Annotated in this window: 19 protein-coding genes and 4 pseudogenes; 9 read left to right on the forward strand and 14 right to left on the reverse strand. The window is 68.3% G+C overall.

Going from position 1 to position 26,026, the window contains the following annotated elements:
• The first annotated feature begins 1,215 nt into the window (after window positions 1-1,215).
• A pseudogene (locus ACWGJ5_RS41185) lies at window positions 1,216-2,258 on the forward strand (IS110 family transposase).
• Window positions 2,259-2,528: 270 nt separating this feature from the next.
• On the opposite strand, the gene ACWGJ5_RS41190 reads toward ACWGJ5_RS41185, so the two are convergent.
• The 3 genes from ACWGJ5_RS41190 to ACWGJ5_RS41200 all read right to left on the reverse strand — a co-directional run bounded on the left by ACWGJ5_RS41190 (window position 2,529) and on the right by ACWGJ5_RS41200 (window position 5,510).
• Window positions 2,529-2,819: a hypothetical protein gene (locus tag ACWGJ5_RS41190; RefSeq protein WP_453314742.1), complete on the reverse strand. Its 291-nt coding sequence runs from the start codon at window positions 2,817-2,819 to the stop codon at window positions 2,529-2,531.
• A 16-nt stretch (window positions 2,820-2,835) separates the two neighbouring features.
• On the reverse strand, window positions 2,836-3,357 hold the full coding sequence (locus tag ACWGJ5_RS41195) for a hypothetical protein (protein WP_453314743.1): 522 nt from the start codon (window positions 3,355-3,357) through the stop codon (window positions 2,836-2,838).
• Window positions 3,358-4,781: 1,424 nt separating this feature from the next.
• Window positions 4,782-5,510, reverse strand: coding sequence for a TetR/AcrR family transcriptional regulator (locus ACWGJ5_RS41200; RefSeq protein WP_453314744.1), 729 nt, complete (start codon window positions 5,508-5,510; stop codon window positions 4,782-4,784).
• An 89-nt stretch (window positions 5,511-5,599) separates the two neighbouring features.
• Between ACWGJ5_RS41200 and ACWGJ5_RS41205 the strand changes: the two genes are divergently transcribed.
• Window positions 5,600-6,460, forward strand: coding sequence for an SDR family oxidoreductase (locus ACWGJ5_RS41205; RefSeq protein ID WP_453314745.1), 861 nt, complete (start codon window positions 5,600-5,602; stop codon window positions 6,458-6,460).
• Window positions 6,461-7,428: 968 nt separating this feature from the next.
• Here the strand turns inward: ACWGJ5_RS41205 and ACWGJ5_RS41210 are convergent.
• Window positions 7,429-7,569 (reverse strand): annotated as a pseudogene (locus tag ACWGJ5_RS41210) (NAD-dependent epimerase/dehydratase family protein); the annotation flags it as partial.
• A 233-nt stretch (window positions 7,570-7,802) separates the two neighbouring features.
• On the opposite strand from ACWGJ5_RS41210, the gene ACWGJ5_RS41215 reads away from it, so the two are divergent.
• On the forward strand, window positions 7,803-8,768 hold the full coding sequence (locus ACWGJ5_RS41215) for a LysR family transcriptional regulator (RefSeq protein WP_453314746.1): 966 nt from the start codon (window positions 7,803-7,805) through the stop codon (window positions 8,766-8,768).
• 46 nt (window positions 8,769-8,814) lie between these two features.
• On the opposite strand, the gene ACWGJ5_RS41220 is transcribed toward ACWGJ5_RS41215, so the two are convergent.
• Window positions 8,815-9,432, reverse strand: a complete 618-nt coding sequence (locus tag ACWGJ5_RS41220) for a TetR/AcrR family transcriptional regulator (protein WP_453314747.1) — start codon at window positions 9,430-9,432, stop codon at window positions 8,815-8,817.
• Window positions 9,433-9,518: 86 nt separating this feature from the next.
• Here ACWGJ5_RS41220 and ACWGJ5_RS41225 point away from each other — a divergent pair, with 86 nt between their 5' ends.
• Complete coding sequence (locus ACWGJ5_RS41225) at window positions 9,519-9,977, forward strand: cupin domain-containing protein (RefSeq protein WP_453314748.1); 459 nt, start codon at window positions 9,519-9,521, stop codon at window positions 9,975-9,977.
• A gap of 350 nt (window positions 9,978-10,327) precedes the next feature.
• On the opposite strand, the pseudogene ACWGJ5_RS41230 reads toward ACWGJ5_RS41225, so the two are convergent.
• The 6 genes and pseudogenes from ACWGJ5_RS41230 to ACWGJ5_RS41255 all read right to left on the reverse strand — a co-directional run.
• Window positions 10,328-10,918, reverse strand: a pseudogene (locus ACWGJ5_RS41230) (alpha/beta fold hydrolase); the annotation flags it as partial.
• Entirely contained in the window at window positions 10,846-11,148 is a 303-nt protein-coding gene (locus ACWGJ5_RS41235; RefSeq protein WP_453314749.1) for an alpha/beta fold hydrolase, read from the reverse strand. The gene ACWGJ5_RS41235 and the pseudogene ACWGJ5_RS41230, both read right to left, overlap by 73 nt.
• 463 nt (window positions 11,149-11,611) lie before the next feature.
• Complete coding sequence (locus ACWGJ5_RS41240) at window positions 11,612-12,829, reverse strand: FAD-dependent oxidoreductase (protein WP_453314750.1); 1,218 nt, start codon at window positions 12,827-12,829, stop codon at window positions 11,612-11,614.
• A gap of 227 nt (window positions 12,830-13,056) precedes the next feature.
• On the reverse strand, window positions 13,057-14,295 hold the full coding sequence (locus tag ACWGJ5_RS41245; protein WP_453314751.1) for an FAD-dependent oxidoreductase: 1,239 nt from the start codon (window positions 14,293-14,295) through the stop codon (window positions 13,057-13,059).
• A 394-nt stretch (window positions 14,296-14,689) separates the two neighbouring features.
• Window positions 14,690-15,664, reverse strand: coding sequence for an amidohydrolase family protein (locus ACWGJ5_RS41250; RefSeq protein ID WP_453314752.1), 975 nt, complete (start codon window positions 15,662-15,664; stop codon window positions 14,690-14,692).
• 69 nt (window positions 15,665-15,733) lie between these two features.
• Window positions 15,734-16,450, reverse strand: a complete 717-nt coding sequence (locus ACWGJ5_RS41255; RefSeq protein WP_453314753.1) for an SDR family NAD(P)-dependent oxidoreductase — start codon at window positions 16,448-16,450, stop codon at window positions 15,734-15,736.
• Between ACWGJ5_RS41255 and ACWGJ5_RS41260 the strand changes: the two genes are divergently transcribed.
• Window positions 16,434-17,675 (forward strand): Lrp/AsnC family transcriptional regulator, encoded by a 1,242-nt coding sequence (locus ACWGJ5_RS41260; RefSeq protein WP_453314754.1) that lies wholly within the window; start codon window positions 16,434-16,436, stop codon window positions 17,673-17,675. The genes ACWGJ5_RS41255 and ACWGJ5_RS41260 overlap by 17 nt on opposite strands.
• Before the next feature lie 177 nt (window positions 17,676-17,852).
• On the opposite strand, the pseudogene ACWGJ5_RS41265 reads toward ACWGJ5_RS41260, so the two are convergent.
• Both ACWGJ5_RS41265 and ACWGJ5_RS41270 read right to left on the reverse strand, forming a co-directional pair.
• Window positions 17,853-19,575: pseudogene (locus ACWGJ5_RS41265) on the reverse strand (ISL3 family transposase).
• A 156-nt stretch (window positions 19,576-19,731) separates the two neighbouring features.
• Entirely contained in the window at window positions 19,732-20,472 is a 741-nt protein-coding gene (locus tag ACWGJ5_RS41270) for a class I SAM-dependent methyltransferase (protein WP_453314755.1), read from the reverse strand.
• 528 nt (window positions 20,473-21,000) lie between these two features.
• Here ACWGJ5_RS41270 and ACWGJ5_RS41275 point away from each other — a divergent pair.
• From ACWGJ5_RS41275 to ACWGJ5_RS41285, 3 genes are all read left to right on the forward strand, one after another.
• The gene (locus ACWGJ5_RS41275) at window positions 21,001-21,792 is read left to right on the forward strand and encodes a hypothetical protein (protein WP_453314756.1); all 792 of its coding nucleotides are present in this window, start codon (window positions 21,001-21,003) and stop codon (window positions 21,790-21,792) included.
• Between the two features lie 621 nt (window positions 21,793-22,413).
• Window positions 22,414-22,686 carry a VOC family protein gene (locus ACWGJ5_RS41280; RefSeq protein WP_453314757.1) on the forward strand — a complete coding sequence of 91 codons (273 nt, stop codon included), beginning with the start codon at window positions 22,414-22,416 and terminating at the stop codon, window positions 22,684-22,686.
• A 477-nt stretch (window positions 22,687-23,163) separates the two neighbouring features.
• Window positions 23,164-24,375, forward strand: coding sequence for an alpha/beta hydrolase family protein (locus ACWGJ5_RS41285; protein ID WP_453314758.1), 1,212 nt, complete (start codon window positions 23,164-23,166; stop codon window positions 24,373-24,375).
• A 28-nt stretch (window positions 24,376-24,403) separates the two neighbouring features.
• On the opposite strand, the gene ACWGJ5_RS41290 is transcribed toward ACWGJ5_RS41285, so the two are convergent.
• Window positions 24,404-25,471 (reverse strand): IS630 family transposase, encoded by a 1,068-nt coding sequence (locus ACWGJ5_RS41290; protein WP_453314759.1) that lies wholly within the window; start codon window positions 25,469-25,471, stop codon window positions 24,404-24,406.
• A 96-nt stretch (window positions 25,472-25,567) separates the two neighbouring features.
• On the opposite strand from ACWGJ5_RS41290, the gene ACWGJ5_RS41295 reads away from it, so the two are divergent.
• Window positions 25,568-25,897, forward strand: a complete 330-nt coding sequence (locus tag ACWGJ5_RS41295; protein ID WP_453314760.1) for a hypothetical protein — start codon at window positions 25,568-25,570, stop codon at window positions 25,895-25,897.
• Window positions 25,898-26,026: the final 129 nt, after the last annotated feature.

The raw sequence follows: 26,026 nt of genomic DNA on the forward strand, positions 1-26,026 counted from the left end.
ACGGTGCCGACGCCACCCAGAGGGAGCCGCCGCTTCCGGCGACCGCAGAAGTCACCGATCCTTGCAGATGCACAGACGTCCCGTCCCCCACTGTCACCGCCGAGACGCTCTGCGATACGACAGTGGAAGTGATCCGCCTGCCGTCAGCGCCGTTGCTCCGCGCATCCTGTCTTATGCCGTAGACCTGCGAGCCGGACACGACGACAGAGTCGACTTCAGAAAGCACAGACTGCCCGCCATAGGCTTCATCGGCATCGTCGACCCGCCACGCATCCCCCGATTCCAGGACCACGACGCCTCGGTCGCGCTGGTCCACCGACGTCCGGCTCGACCTGCCATCCTCGGGAAGCGCTAGTTGGGCCATCGGCTGGGCTGTCGCACCATTGACCTTGGTCAGCAGCCCCACCGACGTAGACAGCAGCCATGCGGTGCCAGTGTCGAACTGCGGCCTGGTGGGGGCATTTGAGTGGATACCGCCGAGCAGCACAGGCCCCGCAACGCACAGAAGCCCAAGGCTTCCAGCGACCGCGGTGTGGCATGCGCGCCCCCCGTGCGGCAGGCGCCATCGCATAAGCCACCCCCTCCCCTGAACACCCAACGAGGCCATGCCACTTGGCCGCGCCCGAAAGGGACTGCAACCGTGCTTCGCCCCAACTCCCCCTGGCTCAAACCATGCTAATCGGAATTTGTTGATCGTCGTGGCCGAAAGGAACAAGTCAGTCGAGTCTCCCCCGGACCGTGGCATGCGGTAAAACGGGCGGCTCCGAGCTCCGAAGGGGTCACCAGCCGGGCCGGCTGCGCATGACGCGGCATGCGTCCGTTGCGGACGAGATGGTGGGCACAGGTACCGGCGTCGGTGGAGTGGTGGGTCACTGCGAAGTGCAGCCGCGACAAAGGTCGGCCCAGAAGCGGGCCGACCGACCTGCAGGCCGAGCAGGTCGCACCTAGATGTATTGATCATGAGCGTTGTTACTGACAGTGAGAATGTGACTGGTGGTTCTACTGGTGAGCCTGACTCACTTACTGACTGACGTCATCGACTGTCCTGTTTAAGATTTGTCGGCTCATCGGCAGGGCCGCCGCGCACGCGGCCGGACGGGCGTTTGTGACTTTATAGGAGCTTGGTCCAGAAGCCCCGTCACTGTCTTGTCCACCCGCCCGACCGGCGCGTGCCGCCCTCGGAACGGACACGCCACAAGGACGGACATGACCAGCATGACGCACGATGGCCCGCAGATCACCGGCGGAGTCGACGCCCACGGCCTCACCCACCATGCCGCAGTGATCGACACAGTCGGTCGGCACCTGGCCGACCGGGAGTTTCCGGCCACCATCCGCGGCTACCGGGATCTGCTGGAGTGGATGCGCTCACACGGCGCGCTCGTCGCGGTGGGAGTGGAGGGCACCGGCGCCTACGGAGCCGAACTCGCCCGGGTGCTGACGGCAGCCGGCGTTGCCGTCGTCGACGTGGACCGCCCCGACCGCAAGACACGGCGGACGAAGGGCAAGTCCGACCCGATCGATGCCTATGCGGCCGCGACGGCCGTACTGTCCGGGCGCGCTACCGCATCCCCAAAAGCCGGGACGGCGTCGTCGAAGCGGTCCGCGTGTTGAGGGTCGCCCGCCGCAGCGCGGTCAAGGCCCGTACCCAGGCGATGAACCAGATCCGAGCCCTACTGGTCTCGGCGCCCGCGTTGCTGCGCGAGCAGGTCGCTGTACTGAACCGGGCCATGTTGATACGCACCCTCGCCCGGCTGCGGTCCGGCGACGATCTGTCCCGCCCGCTGGCGGCGACCAGGGCCTCGCTGCGGCGGCTCGCCCGACGCCACCAGACACTCGACGCGGAGATCGCCGAGCTGGACGCCGAGATCGGCCCGCTGGTCAGGCAGGCCGCTCCCGCGCTGCTTGAGCTGTTCGGCGTCGGCCCGGAGACCGCCGGTCAACTGCTGGCCTCGTCCGGGGACAACCCCGAACGCATGCGTTCCGAGGGGGCGTTCGCGCACCTGGCCGGGGTCGCCCCGATCCCGGCATCCTCCGGCCGCACCCACCGCCACCGCCTCAACCGCGGCGGCGACCGGGCCGCGAACAACGCACTGCACACCATCGTGCTCACCCGCATGCGCTTCGACGCACGCACCCGCGACTACGTCGACCGCCGAACCAAGGAAGGGCTGAACAAGAAGGACATCATGCGCTGCCTCAAGCGATTCGTCGCCCGCGAGGTCTACCGCGCTCTGACCAGGACACCGACTGGGTGAATCCCCCAAACCAACCTGGCCACAGTGGCTTGACAGTCATAGGAGCATCTTCGGCTCGTCGGGGTGAACTTCCGCGATGTGCCTGAGGGCTCGTGGTCCCGCCAACGACCCGCTTGAGATCAGCTGAACGAATCGCCGGATGCGGGCCCGCATGTCCGGTGGTGTGGGGGCGGGCCGGGAAAACCGGCCCGCCTACCCGATAGTGAAAACCTCCGCCTGCGCCACAAACGCAGAAGGCCCCGGTCACGAAGATCGAGGCCTTCTGCATGTTCACGCTGCGAGCTGTTCCAGAACCCAGGTGACCGCCAGTGACGCCAGCCCTTGGGCGTCGTCCTCGCCGAACTCCTCGGGAAGGGGCTCGCGCTCGTCGGTGACGTCGCCGATCTCGAACGAGATCTCCCAGCGTCGGCCGGCCGCCAGAAAACGGACCCGGATCGGCCAGCAGGTTCCGTCCGCCTCGACGCCGGTGATGGTGAAGGCTCCCCACACCGGGTCTTCGACCCGGCGCCCTTCGAGAGCTTCGGCAGTACTCCGCGCGGCGGCCGTGCTGGAGAACGTCATGGCAGCAGGGTACGACTCAGCAGCGCTTGGCGACACCGGGAAGGGCTTCGTGGTAGGCGGTGATGATGCCCATGCGTCCGGTCGAGCCGTAGGGCTTGGACGAGGCAACGACGCGGTACTGGCCCGACTCGCACGGCGGGAGGTCTTTCAGGACGAAGACCTGCGTCGTGGCGTCCTGCGCCCACGTAGCCGTGTAGTTGGAGAGGGTGCTGGCGATTTCCTCGTCCACGAAGGGGTCCCAGTGCTTGTAGACGATCTTCTTGAAGCCGAACCCCCGGCCTCGGGCGTCGACCTGACCGCAGCGCAGCGGAATCGGCGCGAAAGGAACGTGAGGCGCGTACCACTTGACGATGTAGCCCTTATCTTTGCCGTCACAGGTGTGGGGGCTCAGAGCGGCCGGACGCGCCGGGACGTGACGGGCGCCGGCGTCGGCCGACGCCGTGGCAGCCGGCGTCAGCAGTGCCGCCGTGGCGAGAAGCGGGAACAGAACACGTGCCTTCACTTTTCCTCCTGAGGAAAAATCGAACATGTGTTTCATCACTGCTAACCCTCAGGGAACCCACAGGCGTCACGCAAGATCCGTGGCGCGATCTTTTCCGTATTTGTCCGGATTGCGGCCAAGGAATGCGCTTCACCATCACCTACGCGGTGACGTCACACAGGCCGGGGCCCAGATCGCGATCCAGTACGCGGGTGCCGAAGAGTGGTACACACTCACCGGCAGCCCCGCTTCCCTCCCCTCCGGTGGGTTGAACGCTCTGCATCAGGATGTGCTCGAGCGTGTCCGTCACGGCGGTGGCGCCGAAGCCCCGAGCTAACAGCGGGCAGGTTCCCAGTCCAGAATCCGCAGGGGCTCGGTGACGTTGGCCCAGTGCACGTCGCCGTGGGCGGTGGTCCAGCAGGTAACCGCGGGCGGCATCCAGGGCGCCGTCCCACAGCTTCCCCGACGCCTTGTCCTCCGGTGCGGACACCAGCCGCAGCCACGCCGGTTGCCCGGCGGCGGTGCGGGCCGGGGCACCCAGGGTGCGCCCGGCCCACCCCCAGAACTCCCCGCCCAGGACTTCTGTTTCGCCGGTGCCTCCTGAGCGCCGCCCTCCTTGCGGGAGTTGCGTGCGGCTATGTCGGTGGCGTACGCCATCCAGTCGCCGCCGCTGGCCTGCTGCCACTGGACGGCCACTGCGCGGTGAAGTCCAAGGACCTTGGCGAGGATCGCGGCCGGGATCTGTGGGGCCAGGGTGAACAGGGCAGTGCTCCGGCTCTGCCTGGCCTTGACGCCGATCGCATGGAGTCACCGGTTCATCTGGCTTTCGTGGAGGGGCTGTCCGACCTGCCGTCCGGGGAAGAGCCAGGTGCTGTGTGAGGCCAGCAGGGCGGTGATGCGGCGGCTGGCCACCAGTTCTTCCACGGGGGCGTCCAGCGGCTCGGGCAGCGTGATGGGCTTGCTGCCGAGGTGGAGCCGGACCTGGCCGTCGTCCCGGGTGACGTGAGCGGTGGTGAGTTGGCAGATGGAGCTGACTTTCTGGGCGTACAGCAGGATCAGCAGGCCGGCGACGCAGTCGGCGACCGGCAGGGTGTCATAGTGCAGGAGTCGCCGCGCGTCGTCCCATCGCTGGTCCTGGGCCGGCGGGGCCCGGCCAGCGGACGGCCGCGGCGCTCAGGGCCGTGGGCGTAGCGGTGGGCGATGGCCCAACGGATGAAGCCCGCGCACTCCTGCGCATGGCTCGGTTTGGTGGCCGCCCATTCCTCCACTTGCGGCTGTGTGCGGTGGCTAGCTAGGTGTACTGACCACAAGCGTTGTTAACAGTGGGCGGTGAAGTGGTGGTCAAGGTTAGCGGCGCATTGTGGATAGGGGGATGTCAGCCGGAGCCGTGTGGTCACCCACGGCCCCATCTCGGCGGACGCCGCTTGGTGAATGATCTCTGCTCGCGACCCTCGACCTGCACGAGGTCGGCTGCCGGAGGATCAGCCTTGCGGTATGCCACCGTCTGCCGCCAGGCGGGTGAGCCACTCGCGCAGCAGGCGCTGCTCGGCGTCGCTTAGGACGTCGGCGTCGTCGGGGAGGGCGGCGCGCAGTGCGCGGGCCGCTGGGGCGGGGCCGGACTCCGCGGCGGGGACCGTTGGTTCGGCGCGGGTGACGGCGGCGACCATGGACTCGCGAAGGACGGTCAGCAGCGCCGGATTGCGGCGTTCTGCGGGGGTGGAGTGCCAGGTGGCGACCCCGCCTTGGCCGGTGGCCTGGATGATCTGGACGGCTAGTTCCTCGTCGACCCGCAGCCATCCCGCGGCCGCCAGCCGACGCACCCGGCCGCGGAGGATCTCCAGGCCCGCGCGGTGCGCCGCGTCCGACGCCGAGCCGGTGGCCCTGTTCATCACGGCGAACAGTTCGGGGCGCGAGACCCCGAACTCCACCACCATGTCCCAGCCGCGGCGCAGCTCCTCCACCGGGTCCTCCGGCGCGGGGTCAAGCTGCGCGCGCTTACTCTCCAGGAACTGCGCATAGCCGTGCTCGGCGACCGCCTCCAGCAGCCCGTCCTTGTCGCCGAAGTGGCGGTAGATGGCCGGCGGCTGCATCCCGGCCGCGGCGGCGACCGCGCGGGTGCTCACCGCGTCGGGGCCGCCGCTCTCCAGCAGTTCGATGGCCGCCTCGATGATGCGCCGGCGGGGTCTGTCGGTGGTGTCGCGGATAGGCACGTATCGATGATATCAAGAGCTTGCTTCCAGCGTTAGTTTCAATGTTATCGTTGAAGTGATTCCACTGGAAACAATGCTGGGAGAACCCCGTGATCATCGTGACCGGAGCCACCGGAAACCTCGGCCGCCGCATCGTCGAGCGCCTCCTGGAGCGCCTTTCCGCCGACCGCGTCGGCGTCAGCGTCCGCGACCCCCGCAAGGCCCAGGACCTGACCGATCGCGGCGTCCGTGTCCGGCAGGGCAGCTTCGATGACCCCGCCTCACTCGTCCACGCCTTCGAGGGCGCCGAGCAACTGCTGCTCGTCTCTCTGGACCGCACGGGCGAGGAGTGCGTCACCGGCCACCGCGCCGCGATCGACGCCGCCGTGAAGGTGGGCGTCGGCCGCATCCTGTACACCAGCCAGATGGGCGCCACCCACGACTCCCGCTTCCAGGCATGCCGTGACCACGCCCAGACCGAGGACCTACTGCGCGCCACCGGCCTGCCCTGGACCGCGCTGCGCAACGGCTTCTACGCCGCCAGCGCCCTGCAGTTCCTGGAGTCCGCACGCCACACTGGCGACATCGCCCTCCCTGCCGACGGCCCCGTCGCCTGGACCGGCCACGACGATCTCGCCGAGGCCACCGCGGCGATCCTTACCCACGAGGGTCGCTTCGAGGGGCCCACCCCGCCGCTCACTGGTCCGGCGGCGCTCGACTTCGACGCCGTCGCCGAGATAGCGGCCCAGGCCACCGGGCGGCCCTTCACCCGTACCGTCGTCCCCGACAACGCCTTCCGCGAGCAGGCCCTGGCGCACGGCGCCCCCGCCCCGACCGCCGACCTGATGCTGAGCATCTTCGCGGCGGCGCGCAATAGTGAGTTCACCGCCATCGACCCGACCCTGGCCGAATTGATCGGTCGAGAGCCCGCCACCTTCCGCACCCTGCTGGAACACACCTGGGCCGAATAGACCCAGTGGGGAACGCACCCGCCGCCATCTGCGCCATCCTCGGACCCCGTAGCCAGCACGCCTGCCTGCTCGACCGGGGGCAGATCAGATCGACGGCACCTCGCCCCGGCCCCTGAAGAAACCTCAGTCCCCCACGCCCCGGCCCTCCCGCCGACGCGGGGCGTTGCGGCGGACCTCACAGGGAACACGGCGGAGGTCTCCTCCTCCCTGCCGACGCGGGGGTGTCCCGGAAGGAGGTCCCGGCCTCAAACTCGAAGAGCTGTCCCCCCGCCGACGCGGCGGCCTTCGCCGCCACCGGGCACGACGTAGGGCGGCGGCAGCGACAGCCACTGACCCAGCCGGATGACTTTTCGACAGTTTCACGTCCGAGTACCGCAGGTCAGCGCCTCGGATGGGGATCATCTGGCTTAGATTCTGACGGTCCGGCACTCACGGTGCATTCGCCATCCACCACAGTCCGAAGCAGTGATCTGGACGCTTTCCTGGCTGACGCATCCCCTCCAGCTGGCTAACCGCTCAGCCGCCGCCGAAGGGCACGGCACGGCGGTGGCCTGAGGCACCGGAGGCCCGGAAGGGCCAGATGCGGGAGCGGTGGGGTAAGCCGGACGACTGGCCCCCGCCTGACGACGGGCTCGACCCCACCGAACACCGCTGAACGACGAGACGCCGGCCCCGCCCGCCGCGCACAGGGGGCTACCGCTGGTCGGGCCATGCGTCCAGGACGACGCCGCTGTCCTCGTCCGACAGGGTGACCCGGGCGCCGGGCATGCTGCCCCCGTACAGGCCTACCCAGTCGCGGAACTTGTCGCGGGCGCGTCCAGCGGCGCTGCGCCAGCGACGATCCCGACCGCCTTGGAAGTGGGTGCCCTGTCCGCACGGGGCGTGCGCGTCACGGAGGCGGTGGGTGGGCGCCGAGCGGCGCGAGGAAGGCCACGGGACTGTAGTCCGAGAAGTCGTGGCTGAAGGCGCACTGCGGCCCCGACGGCCGTCAAAGCAGCCGCGGCCCGGTCCGAACGGGCAAGCCCGACAACCTCATGACCGGCATCGAGGAGTTCGCGGACGACGGCGGATCCGATGTATCCCGTCGCACCAGTAACGAAAACACGCATCGTCAATTTCCTTTGGCTGCTTCGAGTTGATGGCTTTAGTCGGTACGGCCGCAGAAGGCGGCCGAGGGATGGTCCGCCGGCTCGTGCGCATCGTGACGCCACGCGTCCGTGCTTCCCGTCTCCCGGCTCGGGGGACGGCCTGGCGTCGGTCGTCGGTGGATTGCCCGTCCAGTCAATCCGGCCCTGCAGCGGACCTGTAGGACCGATCCGGTCCACGTTGATACCCTGCAGGTATGAATGATCTGGAGGTGCGGCAGCTCCGGTACTTCGTGGCGGTTGCCGAGGAGCTGCACTTCGGGCGTGCGGCCGAGCGGCTGGGCATGGCACAGCCCCCGCTCTCGCGGGCGATCCGGCAGTTGGAGCGCCAGCTCGGAGTACGGCTCTTGGAGCGCACCACACGTCAGGTCAGGCTTACCCCGGCCGGGGAGGTCTTCCTGCGCGACGCCCGGACCGCGCTCGACGCGGTCGCGGCGGCCGGCAGGCGGGCCCGGCACGCAGGCCAGCCCGTGCCGCGGCTGCGGCTCGCGCTCAGGGCCGACTACGACGCCGGGCTGCTGCCGCAGATCCTCACCGCGTACCAGGGCGAGGCCGCGGCGACGCCGGTGGAGCTGGTGATGAGTGGCAAGGAGCAGGCGCAGGCGCTACGCCACGGCCGTGCCGATGTCACATTGCTGTATGCCCCGTTCGACGACCGCGGTCTGGACGTCGAAGTGGTACTGACGGAGCCCGGCGTGGTGGTCCTGGCGGCTGCCGACCCCTTGGCCTCCCGCTCGTGTCTGCGTCTTGCCGATCTGGCCGAGCGAAGTCTTCCCGACGGGACTCCCGCCGACCAGATCGCCGGGCTGCGCTCGCTCGGTATGGTCGCCCGGGACGGCCAGGACCAGACGCAGACGGAGCAGCGCGGGCTCGTGGCCCAAGCCCCGCCGGCCGTCGTGAATCTGGCGCAGATCTTCAAGCTGATCGAAGTGGGCAGTGTCGTCTTCTTCCTCCCCGACTCGGTGGCGCGTCGCTACTCGCGGCCGGGGGTGGCCTATCGGCCCGTCAGCGATCTTCCGGCGGCCACGCTGGCCGTGGCCTGGCCCCAGGAGTCGCACTCTCCGGCCGTCGCGGCTTTCGTCCGGGTGGCCACTGCCGTCGCCGCGGCTGCTCAGGCCGAAGCGGGAACCCCGCAGAGTGATGGCCGGGTGTCCCCGGCATAGCTCGGGTGTGCGGTGGTCGCGCGATGGCGGCGGGGCTCGGGGCCGGTTACTGCGCGCCGGCAGCCGTGTGCTCCCGGACAACGGCTCGGGTGAGAGTCGTTGCCGTGTGTACGACGCTCGCGATCGCGTCCTCGGGGTCCAGCCCGTACAGGTCGGTCAGGTTGAAGAGTGCTTCGGCGCTGACGACGATCGCGAGGTCGCGGGTGAGCTGCTCCATCGCGGCAGTGTCCGCGCCGAGGGTGTCGACCAGCGGGGCGAGCGCGTGTTCTATCAGGCCGAAGCGCAGGCCGGGGCGGGCGTCCGCCTGGCCGGGCTGGGTGACGGTCGCAGCGATCATGGCACGGACCACGCCCTGCCGGGTCAGGACGTGGCGCAGCAGGAACTCGGCCGCCGCGGCGACGCGTTCCACCGGATCGTCGCAGTCGGCGACCGGGGCGAGCGCCTCGGCGGGAGCGGGCAACTGGTCGGCGATCGCCTCGCGCAGCAGGCTGGCCAGGTCCGGGAAGTAGCGGTAGGCCGTGGCCTCGGAGACCAGGGCCGCCTTGGCGATCTCGGGCATGGTCACCTCGCGGCCGCTGCGGCTGAGTTCGGCGGCGGCCTGCACGATCGCGTTGCGGGTGCGCAGCTTCTGGTTGGCGCGGCTGGTCGTGTCGGGCGATGTCATCGATCCACCTTTCGTGCTGCGACCAGTGTAGCGAGGTGACTCCAATGATGAGAGTGTGCTCGCACCAGCCCGGGAAGGAGTCGACCATGACCGACGTCTCGATCGTCGCCCCCGAAGGCGGTGAGGTCATAGCGTTGGGCCCGGCCCGGATGCGCATCCTCGAGGACGGCGCCACCACCGCGCACCGCCTCGGGATCGGCGAGATCACGCTCGCCCCGCACAGTCCGGGCCCGCCCCAACACCGGCACGCCCAGCACGACGAGGGGTTCTACGTCGTCTCCGGCACCGCCCGGTTCACGGTCGGGACGAGCGATCACGACGCGCCGGCCGGCACCCTGGTGATGGTCCCGCCCGGTGTCCCGCACACCTTCGCCAATCCCGGCGACCAGCCGCTCGTCATGGTCAACACCTTCACCCCGGACCTGTACGTGCAGTACTTCCGCGACCTGCGCGACATGCTTGCCGACGGCGGAGAGCTAACCCCGCGGGCCACGGCCGAGGTGATGAGCCGCTACGCCACCACCCCCGTCACCGACTCGGACTGAGTGGCGGTTCGGACAAGGCCAGGACCTGAACCCGAGCGGCCTGTCGCGGTTCGGCCGACAAGCGGGCGGCGACTCGCGCGGCGTTCACGACGGCCCGAAAGGTGCTGGTGAGGATTGCAAGGGCCGCGATGAGAGCCCCGCATCCACGCAGCAGACGGACAGGGCGAGCGTGCTGTCTCGGCGAATGGTGGCGCCGAGTATGTCTTCTGCCGAGACGCCCTCCCGGCATCGGAGATTACGCGCGGGTCCTGGGCGAGCCTCGAACCGGTGCTCGTGGCTGGGCTTGCAGTGGGTCGCAGGGTGCCGGGCCTTACGGCGGCTCCGGCACCCTGGGAGAGCGCAGGCGGAGATCAGGCTTCGCCAGGCTTCACGACGGTGTCGACGAAGTTGCTGATGGCGCCGAGCGTGGCCCCCATCTGCTCGATGTGCGGGAAGTGGCCGGCGTCGGCCACCGGCGCGAATTGGCCGCTCGGGAGCGCGGCGGCCCAGTCGCGGCCGTAGCCGGCCGGGGCGATTCCGTCCTGCTCGCCCCAGACGACCAGCACCGGCCCGGTGATGCGGTGCAGACGGCGCCGCAGCTTCGGGTCGTGCGTGAATGCCTCGCCCGCGTACGTCGCCAGAGCCTTCTGGTTGGCGGCCATTCCGGTCCGCTGCTCGTCGGTGAAGGAGGAGAAGTCGGGGCGGAAAGCCTCGTTGGCGAAAGACAGCTTGCTGATCTCCCCGGGTGCCATGCCGCGTACATCGAGCACCTGCTCCGCCCCCTTCGCCCGGATGCCCACCGCGTTGAGCAGGACCAGACAGCCGATCCGGCCGTGGGTGTCGCGCAGCGCCATCTCGGCGGCGATCCAACCGCCGATGGAACTGCCCATCACCATGACCCCGTCAGGTCGAGTTCGTCGAGGAGGTCCAGGTACGCCTCGGCGAGGTCGGCGACGGTGTCGAACCGCTCCGGCCGCGGCGTGCCATCGAAGCCCGGGTGGGTCGGGACGATGCCGTGGACGTGCTCGGACAGCGCGGTGGCGATGCCGACCATTGTGCGGGGCCCGGCGCCGCCGTGCAGGTACAGCACGGCGCTGCCCTCGGTGTTGTCACCGAACTCCTGAATGGCGATGGACATCCCGGTGGTGATGGCGACGGTGCGAGTGGTGCTGGTGGAAGTTGTGGCGCTCACGATGTGGGTCCTCGTAGACACATTGGCGAGAGTTGCCTCTCATGACAATAGTTAGGTCGCACAGTTCATGCAAGTGAACTCTCATTGCGAGATTAAGCTTGCAGGGAGCCGGAGTGTGCCTGAGGTCGGCCGGGTTGGCCGGGTTGGCCGGCAGGCCAACGCGCAGGCATCCCGCCAGGCCGGCCCCGATGTCTATGCCGATTGATGGTCGGGGAGTGGCCAAGCCCGGCCGAGACGCAGTTGAGGAGCGATCTCGCGTCGTCGTCAGTGCCAAGAACTCTTCGCCCTCACCGACCTGCTCGGCACCGCCCCCGACGCTGCCGTCGTCAGCGCCGTCCGCAGCACGACCGCCTTGACCCAAGCCGTCGTGAAAGCGAACGTCGCTGCCCGCCCGCCGAAGTCACTTGACGCCCTCCGCAACCAGCGCGTGTCGGCCTTCAGGCATGGCCGATACGCGTGTGGGTCATGCAGACAGGGAACGGTGTCCGATGAGGTGCTCGCCGGCTGAGGCGGAGGACCGGACGGCCTCATACCCGTAGGCGCGCATCGCGCTCTCGTAGTCGCCGATCGCGGACAGCAAGGGCTTCACGCCGACGGCATCGGCGACGAGTTCGGCCCCCAGCACCTGGGCGTCGCGCAGCGCGGTGTTGGCACCCAGTCCCAGAGCCGGGCTCATGGCGTGGACCGCGGCGCCGATGACCGTAACGTGCGTCGGCTCCCATGTCGCTGCGGGGAGGTGGCTGCGCAGGGTCAGCGGTTGCACGGTGTCGACGTCCCACAGGCGGACGAGTGCGATCAGGTCGGGATGCCAGGACGCCACCCGCTCCAGGGCGTAGCGCTTCAGATCTGGGGGGTAGGACGTGTACAGCTGGGTGTCGTCAGGCATCCGGGTGGCCTTGGCGCTGAAGATGCCCAGCGCGAAGTCGTGGCTGACCTCGTCCCGGAATGCCGGGTCAGCCTCGAGGACCAGCGGTGTGTGCGGGTTGCTGCGTTCCAGGGGCGCGAAGCTGACAACGTCGTGGTGCGGGCCGTTGACCAGTGTGAAGGCGGAGTACAGCTGCAGGGGAATGCGGCTTCTGGTGTCCTCGGTGAGCGGGATCTTCGCCGCGATGTGGCGGGCCTCCAGATCGACGGTGCTGTGGTTCGGCAGGCGTTGTGCGCGCACGGCGGAGTTGATGCCGTCGGCGCCGACCAGCACGTCGGCTTCCGCGGTACGACCACTGGCGAGGTGCACGGTGACAGTGGCGTCGGGATGGCTTCGGTAACCGGCGACCCGCGCACCGAAGCGGACCGTCTCCTCCAAGCCGGTGTACAGGATCCTGCGCAGGGTCGAGCGGTCGACCACCAGGTGTTCGGGGACGTCGGCATGCGGGTTCCCGGTGCCGCGGGAGGCCGTGAGCTCACGGACCGGGCCGGGATTGAGCTGCTCGTCGAAGAGGAGCGCGTCCTGGCGTGGGATGCCGGCCGTGGCCACGAACAGTTCGCGTGTGCGGGGGTCCAGAACATCATTGATCGCCGTGGTTCCCGTGGAGTTGATGTGCAGTCGGTAGCCCGGGTTGCGGGTGATCAGGTCGGGGTCGCGTTCGAAGACCGTCACATCCAGGCCGTTGTGGTGCAGTCGGCGGGCCAGGGTGAGACCGGCGAGGCCGGCACCGGCGATGGCGACACGGAGAGCGGGCATGAGTTCTCCAGTTCAAGCGCTGGGACATGCGGAAATGCCGGGAACCGACCCGCATCCCAACCGGCGTGACGGCGGGCGGGAGGCCGGTGCGGCAAGGGCCTGGTAGCGCCCACGGTGGGTGGGTAGTCCCGGCGCTGTCCGGGCTGCTGTCGGGCCGGAGGGGGCCCGACAGCAGCCCGAGGGGGCCCGGCACCGGCTGGGGCTGGGCCTGGGCGGGCCGGTCAGTGCTACTGGTGGGCGTTGCTCGTCCGCGGCAACTGCGGTGCGGGCAGCCGGTCCTGGCCGACGAGGCGGTGACCACGCTCGGCCGATTCGCGGACGGCGTCGAAGCCGTAGTCACGCATCTCGTCCTCGTAGGCCCGCAGGGCGTCGGTGAGCGGTCGCCCGGCGGTGACCTCGACGAGGCGGGACGTGAGAATGCGGGCGTCGCGCAGCGCGGTGTTCGCGCCCACGCCGATGGCGGGGCTCATGACGTGGATGGCGTCGCCGAGGAGCGTGACCGCGTTCGTTTCCCAGGTGGTGACGGGCACGCTGGTGCGGACGGAGACCGGGAAGATCGAGGCCGGGTCCTGGTGGGAGACGATCTCGGCCAGCCTGGGGTGCCAGCCGTCCAGCAGCGACAGGGTCATCGCCTGGAGCGCGGCGCCGTTCATGGCGAACAACTCCTCATCGGTGCAGGGTAGTTGCTCGCGGCGGGCGCCGAAGATGCAGGCGAGGTAGTCGCTGTCGTCGCTGAGTTCGATTCCGGGAGCCAGCCTCGCGGTCACCTCGTGCTGCGGCTCGCGGTACTGCACCGGTGCGAGCCCGAGGAAGCGCCGCTGCGGGCCGATCACGGTGGTCCACAGGCCCAACAGCTCGGAGGGGACCAGCTCCCGGGCCGCTTCGCCGGCGAGCGGGACCTTGCCGTACAGCAGCCGCAGACCCGCGTCGACGACCTGGGCCTCGGGCAGACGCTGCCTTCGGGTTGCGGAGTTGACCCCGTCGGCACCGATCAGGACGTCCCCGGTGGCGCTGGTCCCGTCCGCAAAGTGCGCGGTCACCGTGCCCGAACGGTGCGTCTCGTAGCGGGTCAGCGCGGAGCTGTAGTGCACGGACTTCTCCAGTCCGGCCAGCAGGATCTGGCGCAGAGTCCTGCGGTTGACCGCCAGGTGGCCGCCGCCCGGCAGGTCCTCCACCCCCGGCAGCTCCTGCGCGTGCAGCAGGCTCAGCCGGTGGTCGAAGGAGTCCATCCGCATCCCGGGGGTTCCGGCGGTGGCGGCGAACACCTCGAACGCCTGCGGCATCAGCAGCGCCTTGAGTGCGGTGATGCCGTCCGGATTGATGCGGATGCGATAGCCCTGGTTGCGGAAGTCGGGGCCGCCGTCCTTCTCGTGGACGGCGACGCTGATCCCCGCCCAATGGAGCCCCTGTGCGAGAGCAAGGCCGCCCAAGCCGCCCCCGGCGATGATGACATGCAGATCCGACACAGTTGTGTCCCTTCTCGATCATGAAACGAAAAGGGACGCACCGGACGTGCCCCAACGGGCACCGTACGAGCGAGTGATCGCCATCCGGACTACCTACCGGACCGTGACTTTCGTACGTCCGTCAATGACCGTAACAGACAAGCCGGCCCCGTCAACCCCCGAACCGAGGCGATACCTGTTGCCCCGATGCCGCCTCCATGTGCCTGTCCGCGGGGGCCGCGGCACATGGAGGGAGAGCACGGAACTCAGGACCGGCCTGGCCTCACGGAGGCGTCGACGAAGGTGCCGACGAGGCCCGTCTGGGCGAGGACGAGGCCGTGCTCCGAAAGCGCAGTCGGGAGTCGTCACACCAGGCCGAGCCACGGAGCAGCAGCCGATGATGAAAGGTCCCGGTCTATAGGCCGATGCCGAACAAGGATGCAGCGTTGCCGGACGAGAACTGTTGGCGCTCTGTCTCGGAGGAGAAGTGACCCAAGAACGAACCGATTTCCTCTTTGGTCGGCCGTTGGAAGGGGTAGTCGGTTGCGAACATCAAACGGTCGACCGAGGTCACCGACAGGGCATGATACAGGTGAGCAGGGTTGAGCATGCCAGAGGCGGTGATGTGGAAATTCGATCGGATGCAGTCGGATACGGATCGCTGCAGGCCGGCGATCCGGGAGATGCTGTCGGCCCGATCGAACCAGAAAAGCAACGTCTCTCCCCAGTGGCCGAGCACGATTTGAAGGTCGGGATGACGGTCGAAAGTACCTCGGAGGATCAGCCGCAATGCCGCTGTTGCGGCGTCCAGGTGCCATCCCCAGCCGAAAGTGGCCAGGGCGAGTTCCGTCATGGGGTCGAATCCCCGGTATGAGGCATCACGGACAGCTCTCGACGGCAGTTGGGGATGAATGAACACGGGCTGACCGAGTTCCGAGGCCACGCCGAAAAAATCGTCGTAGACGGGATCGTCGAGAAACAGGTCCCCTGACCGGCCATACACCATGGTCCCCACGTGCCCCATACTCGCGGCTCGTTCAAGCTCGGCCGGAACGTCCTTCGGCGAGGACATGGGCAGGGTGGACATCGAGCGAAAACGGGCAGGATTTCGGGCGACGGCCGCCGCGGCCACGTCGTTCGCGGCGCGACTCAGCGCCAGGGCTTCCTCGGGTGGCAGCGACTGGGTTCCCGGCGGTGTCAGGCCGAGGATCGAGACGTCGATGCCTTGCGCGTCCATCGCCGCGATGCGGCCCGCTTCCAGGTCCTCCAAGCGCTCCTGGTTGTCATCCATTTCCCCGAAAGCGAGACTTTCGTCCGGGTGCGGCAGGGCGTGGAGGGCAGCCGTCAGATCCGGCATGCTCCAGTGTTCTTCGATGGCGATGATCGGCACGATCTCCTCCTTGAGGCCGCTCCAAGCCGGCCGGTGGCGAGCGGTGAGTGCTGGGGCGGGCCACAGGGGCTACCAGGGGACGGTCTGGCCGAAGCGGTCCAGATACGCCAGGCCGGGCGTGCCCAGTCGGGAGAGCAGGACGTCGACCAGCAAGGGGACGGTCTCCTCGATGGTGTACGGCGCATTCGGACCACCCAGGGCGGTGCGTATCCAGCCGGGCGCCATGAGCACGAAGGCGCGCTGCGTCTCACCTTGCCGGGCCGCGAAGCTCCGCAGGAACATGTTCAGGGCTGCTTTGCTCCCCCGGTAGACCTCGCGGCCTCCCGTCGTGTTGTTCATGATGCTGCCCTGTCCGGAGGACATCGCCCCGATGAGTCCCGTCGGAGACACCAGGTCTTCGAGGGCTTCGATCACGCGCATGGGGCTGAGCGCGTTGGTGACCATCACGTCGATGAAGTCGGCCGTCGCAACCGCGCCGATGGGCGTCTGCTCATTGTTAGTGGTGCCCGCATTGACGAAGAGCACGTCGAGTCGGCGGTGCGCCAGACGTTGGCGCAGCGGGGGCAGGTGGCCGGGGTCGTTGATGTCGAGATGCTCGATGGTCACCCGCCCGTCAGAATGGTCCGCGAGATCATGCAGCGACGTTCGGGCAGTTGTGCCGCGCACGGTGCCGACGACGTTCCAGCCCCGGTCGAGCAACTCCGCCGCCATCGCGTGACCGAGACCGCGCGAGGCCCCGACGATGAGAGCGGTCGGTGGGTGTTGTTCAGTGGAGGTCGATGACATCCAGCGTCATCTCCGTTCTTCGAGCGTTGGACTCCGTTCGGGCATCAGTCGAGGCCACGGGATCGGCACACGGCGGTGCCCGCTGCCGCGGCCCTTCAACCCGTGCGGTCAAGTGTTTCGTCCGCACCGCATCCCAGGCGAGTTCCGAGGGCTCGTTTGTAGGATTGGCGACATGGCACGGGCGCTCATGACGGAATCCGCTTCGATCCAGCCCGACGATGTGCGAATCATTCGGGCGCTGCAGATCGCTCCGCGGGCTTCGTTCGCCGCCATCGCGACCGCCCTCGGCCTGACCGAGGGCGCCGTCAACCGCCGGTACCGCCGCCTGCGCGCCGATGGCGTCATCCGCGTGGCCGGCGTGGTCAACCCAGGTGCCCTGGGGCAGAGCAGGTGGCTGGTGCGACTACGCTGCCGCCCCGGCAGCGTCGCGGCGATCGCCGACGCGCTCGCCAAGCGTGACGACATCAACTGGGTCGCCCTGGGCGCAGCGGGCTGCGAGATCACCTGCGCCACGCAATCCCGGACGCGGGAACAGCGCGAGGACCTCCTGGGGCAGCGGCTTCCCCGCACCGCGGCGGTGATCGACATCAACGCCTTCGCCATGCTCCGCCAGTTCCTCGGAGGCCGCGGCCACTACTGGTCCGCCCTGCGAGGCACACTGTCCCCGCAGGAGGAGGAAGCACTGGGGAGCGACGGGCCCCCTTTCACCGAGTCTCCGGTCGTCACGCGCGAGCCACTGCGCCTCACCCCCCAGGACGAGAAGTTGCTCGATGCGCTCGCCGCGGACGGCCGCGCCAGTCTCGTCGATCTCGCCACGGCCGCCGACCTCACGCCGGGCCGCGCCTCGCGACGCCTTGATGCCCTGCTCCAGCACCGCGTCGTCCACATCGACGTCGAGATCGCCGCAGCAGCCCTGGGCTATCACGCTCGCGCGCACCTGTGGCTTCGCGTGCACCCGTCGGCGGTGAAGAGCGCGGGCCGCACACTCGCGCAGGAACCCGAGATCGCCTTCGCCGCAGCCATCTCCGGGCCATGGAACATCCACGCCGTCGCACACTGCCGGGACCTCGACGAACTGTTCGAGTTCACCTCGGAGCGCATCGGGTCCCTGACCGGACTGCATAGCATGGAGGTCTCACCCGTGCTGAAGTACGTCAAACAGGCCGGCACCCGCCTCTCCGACGATCGCCTCGTCGAGCCATCCAGCGCTCGCACGCGACGCTGAGAGGCTGTGCCGCGACCAGCCGCTCGGCGGGTGCCGAACCTGCGGAGGCGCCTTCCACCGCGAGAAGGAAGAGGCGCGCCGCGGCTCAAGGGCGGCCACGGCCTCGGCGCTCATCTCGTGCCGCGACCGCGGACTAGCGATGGCTTCGTGCAGCTGGGAGCACAGCGCATACCCCCCTCAACCCCGCCACAGGCACGACCACTGAGCCGATAGGCTCGACGGCATCTCTTCACATCCCGGGCGAGACGGTGGGGTCTGATGCAGGTTCGGGTGACAGAGTTGACCTGCCCCACGGTTTGGGTTCCAGCTGCGGTGGCTTTTAACCCTATTTACGTGACCTTCGACGACCCCGGAACTCCAAGGGAGAGTCAGTCCTGCAGTGACGGCGTCGAGGTCCTGGCGGAGGAAGCCGGCGAAGCCCTTCATCGGCTTCGGTGCGTCCTGTTCGGCCTGCCGGATCCAATCCAGCAACAGGTATCCGCGCTGGTGGCGGACCAGTTCGGCGAAGGCTCGGGCGAGGTCGCAGGCCCGGGTGATGTCCGGGCAGGCGAGCCGGACCTGAAGCAGCCGCGCGTCCTGGCTCTCGGTGAGTGTCTCGCGGGGTCGCATGATCCAGGAGGTGATCTTGCGGGGGCTGGGGATGTCGGCCCGGACCGGTTCGGCTGTGCCCGCCCGGAGGGCGGCGAGGTGTTTGCGGACGACCTGGCGGCTGCCCCGGCAGCCGCGGGCCTGGACCTCCAGGAACAGCCGGGTGCCGCTGACCTGGCCGTGTGCCTCGGTGAAGCGGGTGTTCAGGTATGCCTTGAACGGCTCTAGGACGCTGTTGGGGCGGCGTTCGCGGGCGGAGGCGAGCAGTTGGTCGAGGTCGGTGTCGCGGAAGCGGCGGACGGTCTTGCGGTCGAGGTTCAGCCGACGGGCGATCGCGCTGATCGTCCAGCGTTTCTCCAGCAGGCGGTGGATGTCCTCGTAGCGGTGGCGGGTGCGCTCGATGATCTGGGTGCGGGGCAGTTCCGCGGGCGGTAACAGCATCGGGGTCACCTCGGGCACCTCGGTCACCGTCTCCTCCTCGGCACGTTTGCGCAGGCAGTCGCGGCGCTGGTGGCAGGTCTTCTCCACCGCGGCGGACAGGTTCTGCAGCAGGTGCCAGCGATCAGCAATTTCGAGGGCGTCGGGGGCGGCTTCCCTGACCGCCTTGGTGTAGACGCTGGCCCGGTCACGGCAGATGATCTCCGCGCCGGGATGCTCGGTGAGCCAGGCCGCGAACGTCTCGGAGGTGCGGTCGGGCAGCACGTCCACGACTCGGCCTGCCTCGACGTCGACCAGCACGGTGCCGTAGGTGCAGCCCTTGCGGAAGGCAAACTTGTCCACCGGGTGGTTCACGCGGGCCTTGCAGTAGGTCGCGTCCAAATACACGTAAGGGAAGCGGGTATGGTCCAGCGGCCGGGTGCGGAAGGCGGTGAGTTCGGCGTCCAGGGCGGCACAGAGCCGGGAGACCTGGCTCTTGGAGATCCCGCTGTCCGCTCCCAGGGCCCTGACCAGGTCGTCCACGCTGCGGGTGGACACCCCGTGGACGTATGCCTCGACGATGACTGCATACAGGGCCCGGTCGATCCGGCGGCGGCGTTCGAGCAGGCTCGGGAAGAAACTTCCGGTGCGGACCTTGGGGATCGCCAGGTCGAGATCCCCCGGCCTGCGTGGTCAGCGTCTTTCCACGGTGGCCGTTGCGCAGGTTGGTCCGGGTCTCGGTGTGCTCGCCGGGCTCGGCCCCGATGAACGAGGTGGCCTCGGCCTCGATCAGCTCCTGCAGGATCCGCTGGGCCAGGACCCGGACCAACTCGATTCCGTCCGCCGTACGCAGTGACTCCATCAGCCGGAGTAAGTCATGCTGGGACAAGGCCATCGCGTCACCTCTCTCAACGAGCCTCTCTACTCGGAGAGTTGCGCGATGGCCGCCTCATGACCAGGGGCTATGCGGAGATCGCTGCTACACCACTTGGCGGGACACCATCGGGCCTGTCCGGCGAGGGGATGCCTTCACGTCTCGGCGCGGCGGAACTTACGGTTTGTGGGTTACCCAGAGCAGTTCCGCCGGCCAGCGGTGTGCCCAGTCGGGTGGGTCGGTTTCGTTGTAGCCGTTGGGTGTTCCGAGTTCGGGCCGCGGCTCGATGAGGTCGTCGATGATGAGACCCGCGCCGCGCAGGACCTTGACCCAGCCGCCGTAGGTGAGCTGATAGCTGGTCGCGCCGTCGTCTTCGGCGATGGTGTTCAGCCCGAAGTAGTCCTGCTGCAGCGTCGTGGTCACGCGGCTGGCGGCTTCGTCGTAGCAAGCTTCGAACCATGGGCTGGCGACGTTGAACACCAGGCGCCCGCCTCGGCCCAAGACGCGTGCGGCCTGCGGGACGGCCAGGTGCGGGGGCGCCCAGCTGAGCCCACCGAAGTCGCAGAACACCAGGTCGAAGCTGTCGGCGGCGAAGGGAAGTTGTTCGGCGGCGCCTTGCACCAGCGAGTAGCGGGCCGCTCCCATCGCGCGGGCCGCTGCGACGAGTTGGGCTTCGGACAGGTCGAGCCCGACCACGGTGGCGCCCTCGGCGGCGAGCGCCCTGGACCACTGGCCGGCGCCGCAGCCGAGCTCGAGGACGCGCTTGCCGGTCACGTCGCCCAGGGCGTGCAGGTGCGCGTCGGGGATGGAGTACATGCCCCACAGCCGGGGTGTGGCGCCGATTCGCGGATCGTGCTCGTGCTGGTAGGCGCTGCTGATCTGGTTCCAGAGCCGCCGGTTGGCGGAGATGCTGTCCACGTGCCGACTGCAGCACTGCCTGCCGGAGGCGGTCAACACGATCAGGGCACTGGCCGGCCCTCGCCTCGGTCCGGCCCTGCCTCGGCCCATGATCCGCCGGACGAGCCCTAATAGTGCTGCAGCCACCACACACAGCCAGCCACTGCCGCGCTGCCCGCCGCCATGGCGGCGCCGCGGATCATCGCAAACAGAGCCGTGAACGCAAGCCGCTGGGTCATCCTCTTCGTCCACATGGTCTCTTGCCCTCCCGCCTACTGCCCGGGCCCTCCGAGCACGGCTTCGAGCATCCCTGCGGACGTGGATGAGTCGGACGAGTACGGACCAGCCCTGAACATCTGCGGATACCGCCATCCGGGTTCGGCTGAGATGCCATGCTGTTGGACAGTTTCGGACAGTCTTGGACGGAGGCGGGGCATGGGCAGGCCAGGGAGATTCCGAAAGCCGGATCTGGAGGATCCCGAGCACCGCGAGTTCAACGACGCTCTGCACCGCCTGCATCTGCTGGCGGGTCTCCCTAGCCTTTCGGCGATGGCCCGTGAGCTGCGGGAGGCTGGGGTGTCTCGGAGTTCGATTCACGACGCCTTCAGTAGCACTCGCCTTCCCCAGTGGCATGTGGTGGATGCACTCATCGAGATCCTCGCGTCCAAGGCGCCGGGGCTCACGGTCGAGCAGCAACTTGGACCTGTGCATGCTCTTTGGCTACGCGCAGCCGAGGCTGAGCAGCGCCCAGTCGCGCGGCCGACCCAGAACACGACAGTCGCCGAGAACAGAACGATCCTGCTGTTCGACATCGAGCACTTCAGCGACCGCGACGATGTCGAGCAGGCCTATCTACGCCGCGCGCTATACGACATCGCCGATCGCATGCTCGCCGCCGCCGGAATCGACGAGACCCGGAGGCAACGCGAGGACCGTGGCGACTCGGTCATGGAGATCATCGATCCAAGCGCATCCGCCTTGATGCTGCTGCAGGTGCTCCTCAGCGAGATGCCGCATCAGCTGCGCGCTATCAACCGGATGGCGTCCAGCAGCGCGCAGTTCAAGCTCCGCGGAGTACTCGCCACGGGCCACGTTGCCCTCAACGAACACAACGGCTGGGTGGGCTCTGACCTCAACCACGCCTGCCGTCTGCTGGACGCCCAGTTCCTGCGGGATGCACTACGCGAACCCGACAACGACTTCGCCCTTTGCCTTTCCGACTCCATGTACCAAGGGACCGTGCGACACGGACACCTGGGCATCCCGCCTGCGAGCTTTCACCGGGTGGCCGTCAACGGCAAGGACGGACAGGTGACCGCTTGGCTCACCACTCCGGTATAGACCAGGACGGTCGCGCGGTCACGAAGGCCGGCGACTCCCACGCGCCCGTTGCGGCCAATGTTGTGGTGACGTTTTGTCGTCCCGCTTCTCGCTGGCGGGGCTCTGCTGGTGCCGGCTGCCACGGCGTCAGCTGCGGCAGCTCCGAGCGGCAGCACGGGAAGGGCCGTCGCGAAGAGCCCTACTGACGTGGCCGTGTGGTGCACGTTCCAGGGTGAGAAGCCGTTCCAGGTCACCCATAACGGCCCGCTGTTCGCCCAGGGCCACTACACGGGCGCTCGACTCCGCCGCCGGACAAGTGCCGGGCTCAGGTCGATCTTCAGCGGCTCGAAGCCTACGACGGGCACTGGCACGCGGTGAAGCACAAGGACAGCGGTTGGACGAAGTGCAGCGGGCGCCTCACCACCCCGGGGCTCAAGTGCGTGCATGATGGCCACAAAGAGACGTACAACACTCAGGTGACCCTTCAGGTCGAGTACCACGGACGCTTCAGCGAACCCGGTATCGCGGACTCGCACAACACCGTAATCGACTGCTGAAGTCCGTTCACCCGTAACGGCCTGCCGGATTGATTCGGTAGGCCGTTTTCGGTTTCGGTCGCACAGATGAAAGTGAGACAGCAGCATGCAGGTTCATTTTGAAGCCGTAGACCCGGAGAAAATGATCAGGTTCTGGGGCAGTATTCCGGGTTTCGGTGCGTACAGTGTCGGCGAAGCGGAATCTCCGGCTGTGCTGCCGGTCGTCACCGTCCTTGCCGGAACGATCGCCGAGCAGGTTCAGACGCTGATCGCCAAAGGTGCCTCTCTGGTGGAACTCCACGATCCCATGGAGGCCCTGATGACGGATCCGGAAGGCAACAGGTTCAGGGTGGCGCTCGACCCCGATCACGAAGCATGACGTTCTCCAGCGTGGACGCGGCCTCGGCGTACGGCACTCGCCCTTCAAGCGTGCAGGGTGCACGATCCAGTGTGGGGCTCCTTCACCATCACCGACGTCGAGGCCGACGAAACCAGCTGGAACACCAGCGAACACGGCGTCACCAAAGTGACGAACCTCGGCAGCCCACACCACCCACAACCAACCTGCCTGCAGACGCCAAATCCCCCGAGCTCGACGCGATCGGCAACTAGTGCAGCGCCGCGTTGATCCTTCGGGGGTTCATGCGGCTTTGAGTGGGCGGCCGTCGTAGGTCCAGCGGTGGCGTCGTGTTCGTCGTAGGCCAAGACGAAGGTGGCGCTCGACGATGGCGGCGAAGGGAACCCCGCGCCGCACGACATAGTCCCTGCGGATGACTCCGGTACCTCGCGGGGGCTACGAACGACACCAATCTATGGGCTGATTCGATACGGAGCTGCGGAACCTAGCGTCGATCCCATGAAACGCAATCGCCGTATCAGCGCTGTCGCGGTGCTGGCGCTCGCCACCCTCGTCACCGGAACCGGCGCCGGGTTCGCCGCCACGACCACACCGTCGGCCACACCGGTGTCCACGCACGCGTTCGACGCCGCACCGGCCACGGCCACCGCGCCCACGCCGTCCTTCCAAGGCACGCTCCCCGCGCCGACCGGCCCCTACGCCGCCGGCGAGGACGTCATCCACCTCACTGACGCGAGTCGTCCCGACCCGTGGGTGCCGTCATCCGGCCCCCGCCAACTGACCATCACGATGGTCTACCCGGCCGTCCCCGGGACCGGGACTCCGGCCCCTTATATGACCCTCGCCGAGGCAGCCGGAGCCATCCAGCACCGGAAGTTACCGGCGAGCTCCGGCGTCACCCCGCAGAACCTTTCCAGCGTCACCACTCACGCCTTCGACGGCGCGCGGCCGCAACGCGGCAAGTATCCGCTGGTGGTCCTCTCACCCGCGTACGAGGACCCGCGCATGACGCTCACCTCGCTCGCGACCGACCTGGCCAGTCACGGCTACGTCGTCGCGCTCGTCGGCCACACCTACGAGGACAGCGGCGAGACGCTGGCGAACGGCCAGACGCCGCCGTGCGCGATCTGCGATGACCCGGCGCGGCTCGACCTCGACTCCGTCGCCGCCAGCCGCGCGCTGGACGTGTCCTTCGTGATCGACCGGTTGACGCATGGCAATACCGCGTGGCGCCTGGCACACCTCATCGACAAGCACGAGATCGGCATGGCCGGACACTCCCTCGGCGGAGCGGCGGCCGCCACCACGATGATCGCCGACCCGCGAGTACGGGCCGGAGTGAACATGGACGGCACCTTCCACCCGGCCCCGATGCCCGGCCAGATCAACCGGCCGTTCCTCATGCTGGGTGCGGCCGTCAACCACGCGCCCGGGGGCGACGACTACACCGTGTGGGAGCAGAGCTGGGCCGCCCTCGGCGGCTACAAGAAGTGGCTGACGGTCGCCGGCGCCGACCACTTCAGCTTCAGCGACCTGGACCTGCTTCTGGAGGAGGCCGGGTTCCCGACGCCGCCCCTCTCCCCGGAACGCGGGGTGGTGATCACCCGCGAGTACGTGACAGCGTTCTTCGACCGGACGCTGAAGGGGATCCACAGTCCGCTGCTGGACGGCCCCTCACCGAACAATCCGGAAGTAGCCTTCCAGTCCTAGTGCAGCGCCGGGTTGATCCTTCGGGGGTTCATGCGGCTTTGAGCGGGCTGCCGTCGTAGGTCCAGCGGTAGGGCTTGGCGTCGTGTTCGTCGTAGGCCAAGACGAAGGTGTCGATGGCCGCGGCCAGTTCGTCGCGGGAGGCGAACTGGCCGCGGCGTAGTAGACGTCGGTTCAGGGCGGAGAAGAACAGCTCGACTTGGTTGAGCCAGCTGGCGTGTTCGGGGGTGTGGTGGATGTTGAAGCGGGGACGGGTGGCCGGCCAGGTCTTCGTCTTCTTCGCGACGTGGGATGAGCCGTTGTCCATGACCAGGCGGATGCCGGTGCCGGCGGGGATGGACTCGTTGAGTTGGCGTAGGAAGCCGATGAAGGTGTCGGCGTTGTTGCGGTCGATGCGCTCGGTGAGGACTTGGCCGGTGTGGACGTTCAGGGCGGCGATGATTGAGACGGTGCCGTGGCGGATGTACTCGAACTCCCGGCGGGTGCGTTGCCCGGGGCTGCCGGGCTGGTCGGGGTGTTTGCGGGAGCCTGCGGTGATCCCGGTCTTCTCATCCACGCTGATCACCACCGCGTTCGCAGGGCAGGTACGGTAGAGCGCGCACACGTCAGCGGCACGGGTGAAGAACTCCGGGTCGGCTGGTCGGGTCAGCCAGCCGCGCACCAGGTGCGGCTTGAGATCGACGCAGGCCAGGATCCGTCCGACCTGGGAGGCGGAGACCGCCAGGCCGGAACGGCGCAGGTGATCGGATAGCAGTCGGTGGGTCCACACGGTGTCGGCGGTCGGCGGTTGGGCGGTCGCGGTGGTGATGACCTGCAGCTTGTCCTCGGCGGACAACCGGGGCCGCCCCAGCGGCCGGGGCCGGTCGACGAGCGCAGCCAGCCGCTCGGCGGTGAACCGCTTGCGCCAGGAGCGGACGGTGTCCACATGCCGCCCGGCCGCGCGGGCCGTGGCGGCGTTCGACATTCCCTCGGCCAGTGCCAGGATCACCGAAGCCCGGTGCACCTGCCCGAACGGCGCGGTGCGCAAGTCTGCCAGGCGTTCAAGCACCTCACGCTCGGCCTGGGTCAGTTCGATCGTGAACGGACTGGTCAGCCGCATCGCCCCACCCCGAGATCAGCTTATTGATCCGCTGATCATTGCGTGGCCAGGGTGGTGCGTGCCGTCGCCGGGGGCGGATCAGGCAAGATGGGCGGCATGGCCAGCTCGAACTCCGTCAAGGCCGCAGCCTTGCAGCAGCGTCTGACCGCCCCTGCCGCCCGCTGGCCACAGATCACCGAGATCAAGGTCCGTTGGCGGGCCGGATACGCCTACATCGACGTCGTCATCAACGGCGACGACGAAGACGACTTGCAACTGTGCAGGCTCAAGGACACCGGCCACCCCGAGATGTGGGGCTTCGCTCTGTTCACCTACAGCAACGAACGCTACGAGGACAACATCCTGCCCACGGCCCTGTCCTTCGGAAGCCCCGAAGACGCCCTCGACTGCGCCGGCGGCCTCGACCTCGGCGACCCCGCCAGCTGACCGGCAACCCCCGAAGGATCAACGCGGCGCTGCACTAGTAGTGCTTGGTCAGGTTCATTCGCCGGTGGCGTGTCTGTTTGATCGGGTGTGTCGTTGACCGGGTGTGCTGGGTGGGGAGTTGGCCGCGGT

Source organism: Streptomyces sp. NPDC054783, assembly GCF_053611725.1.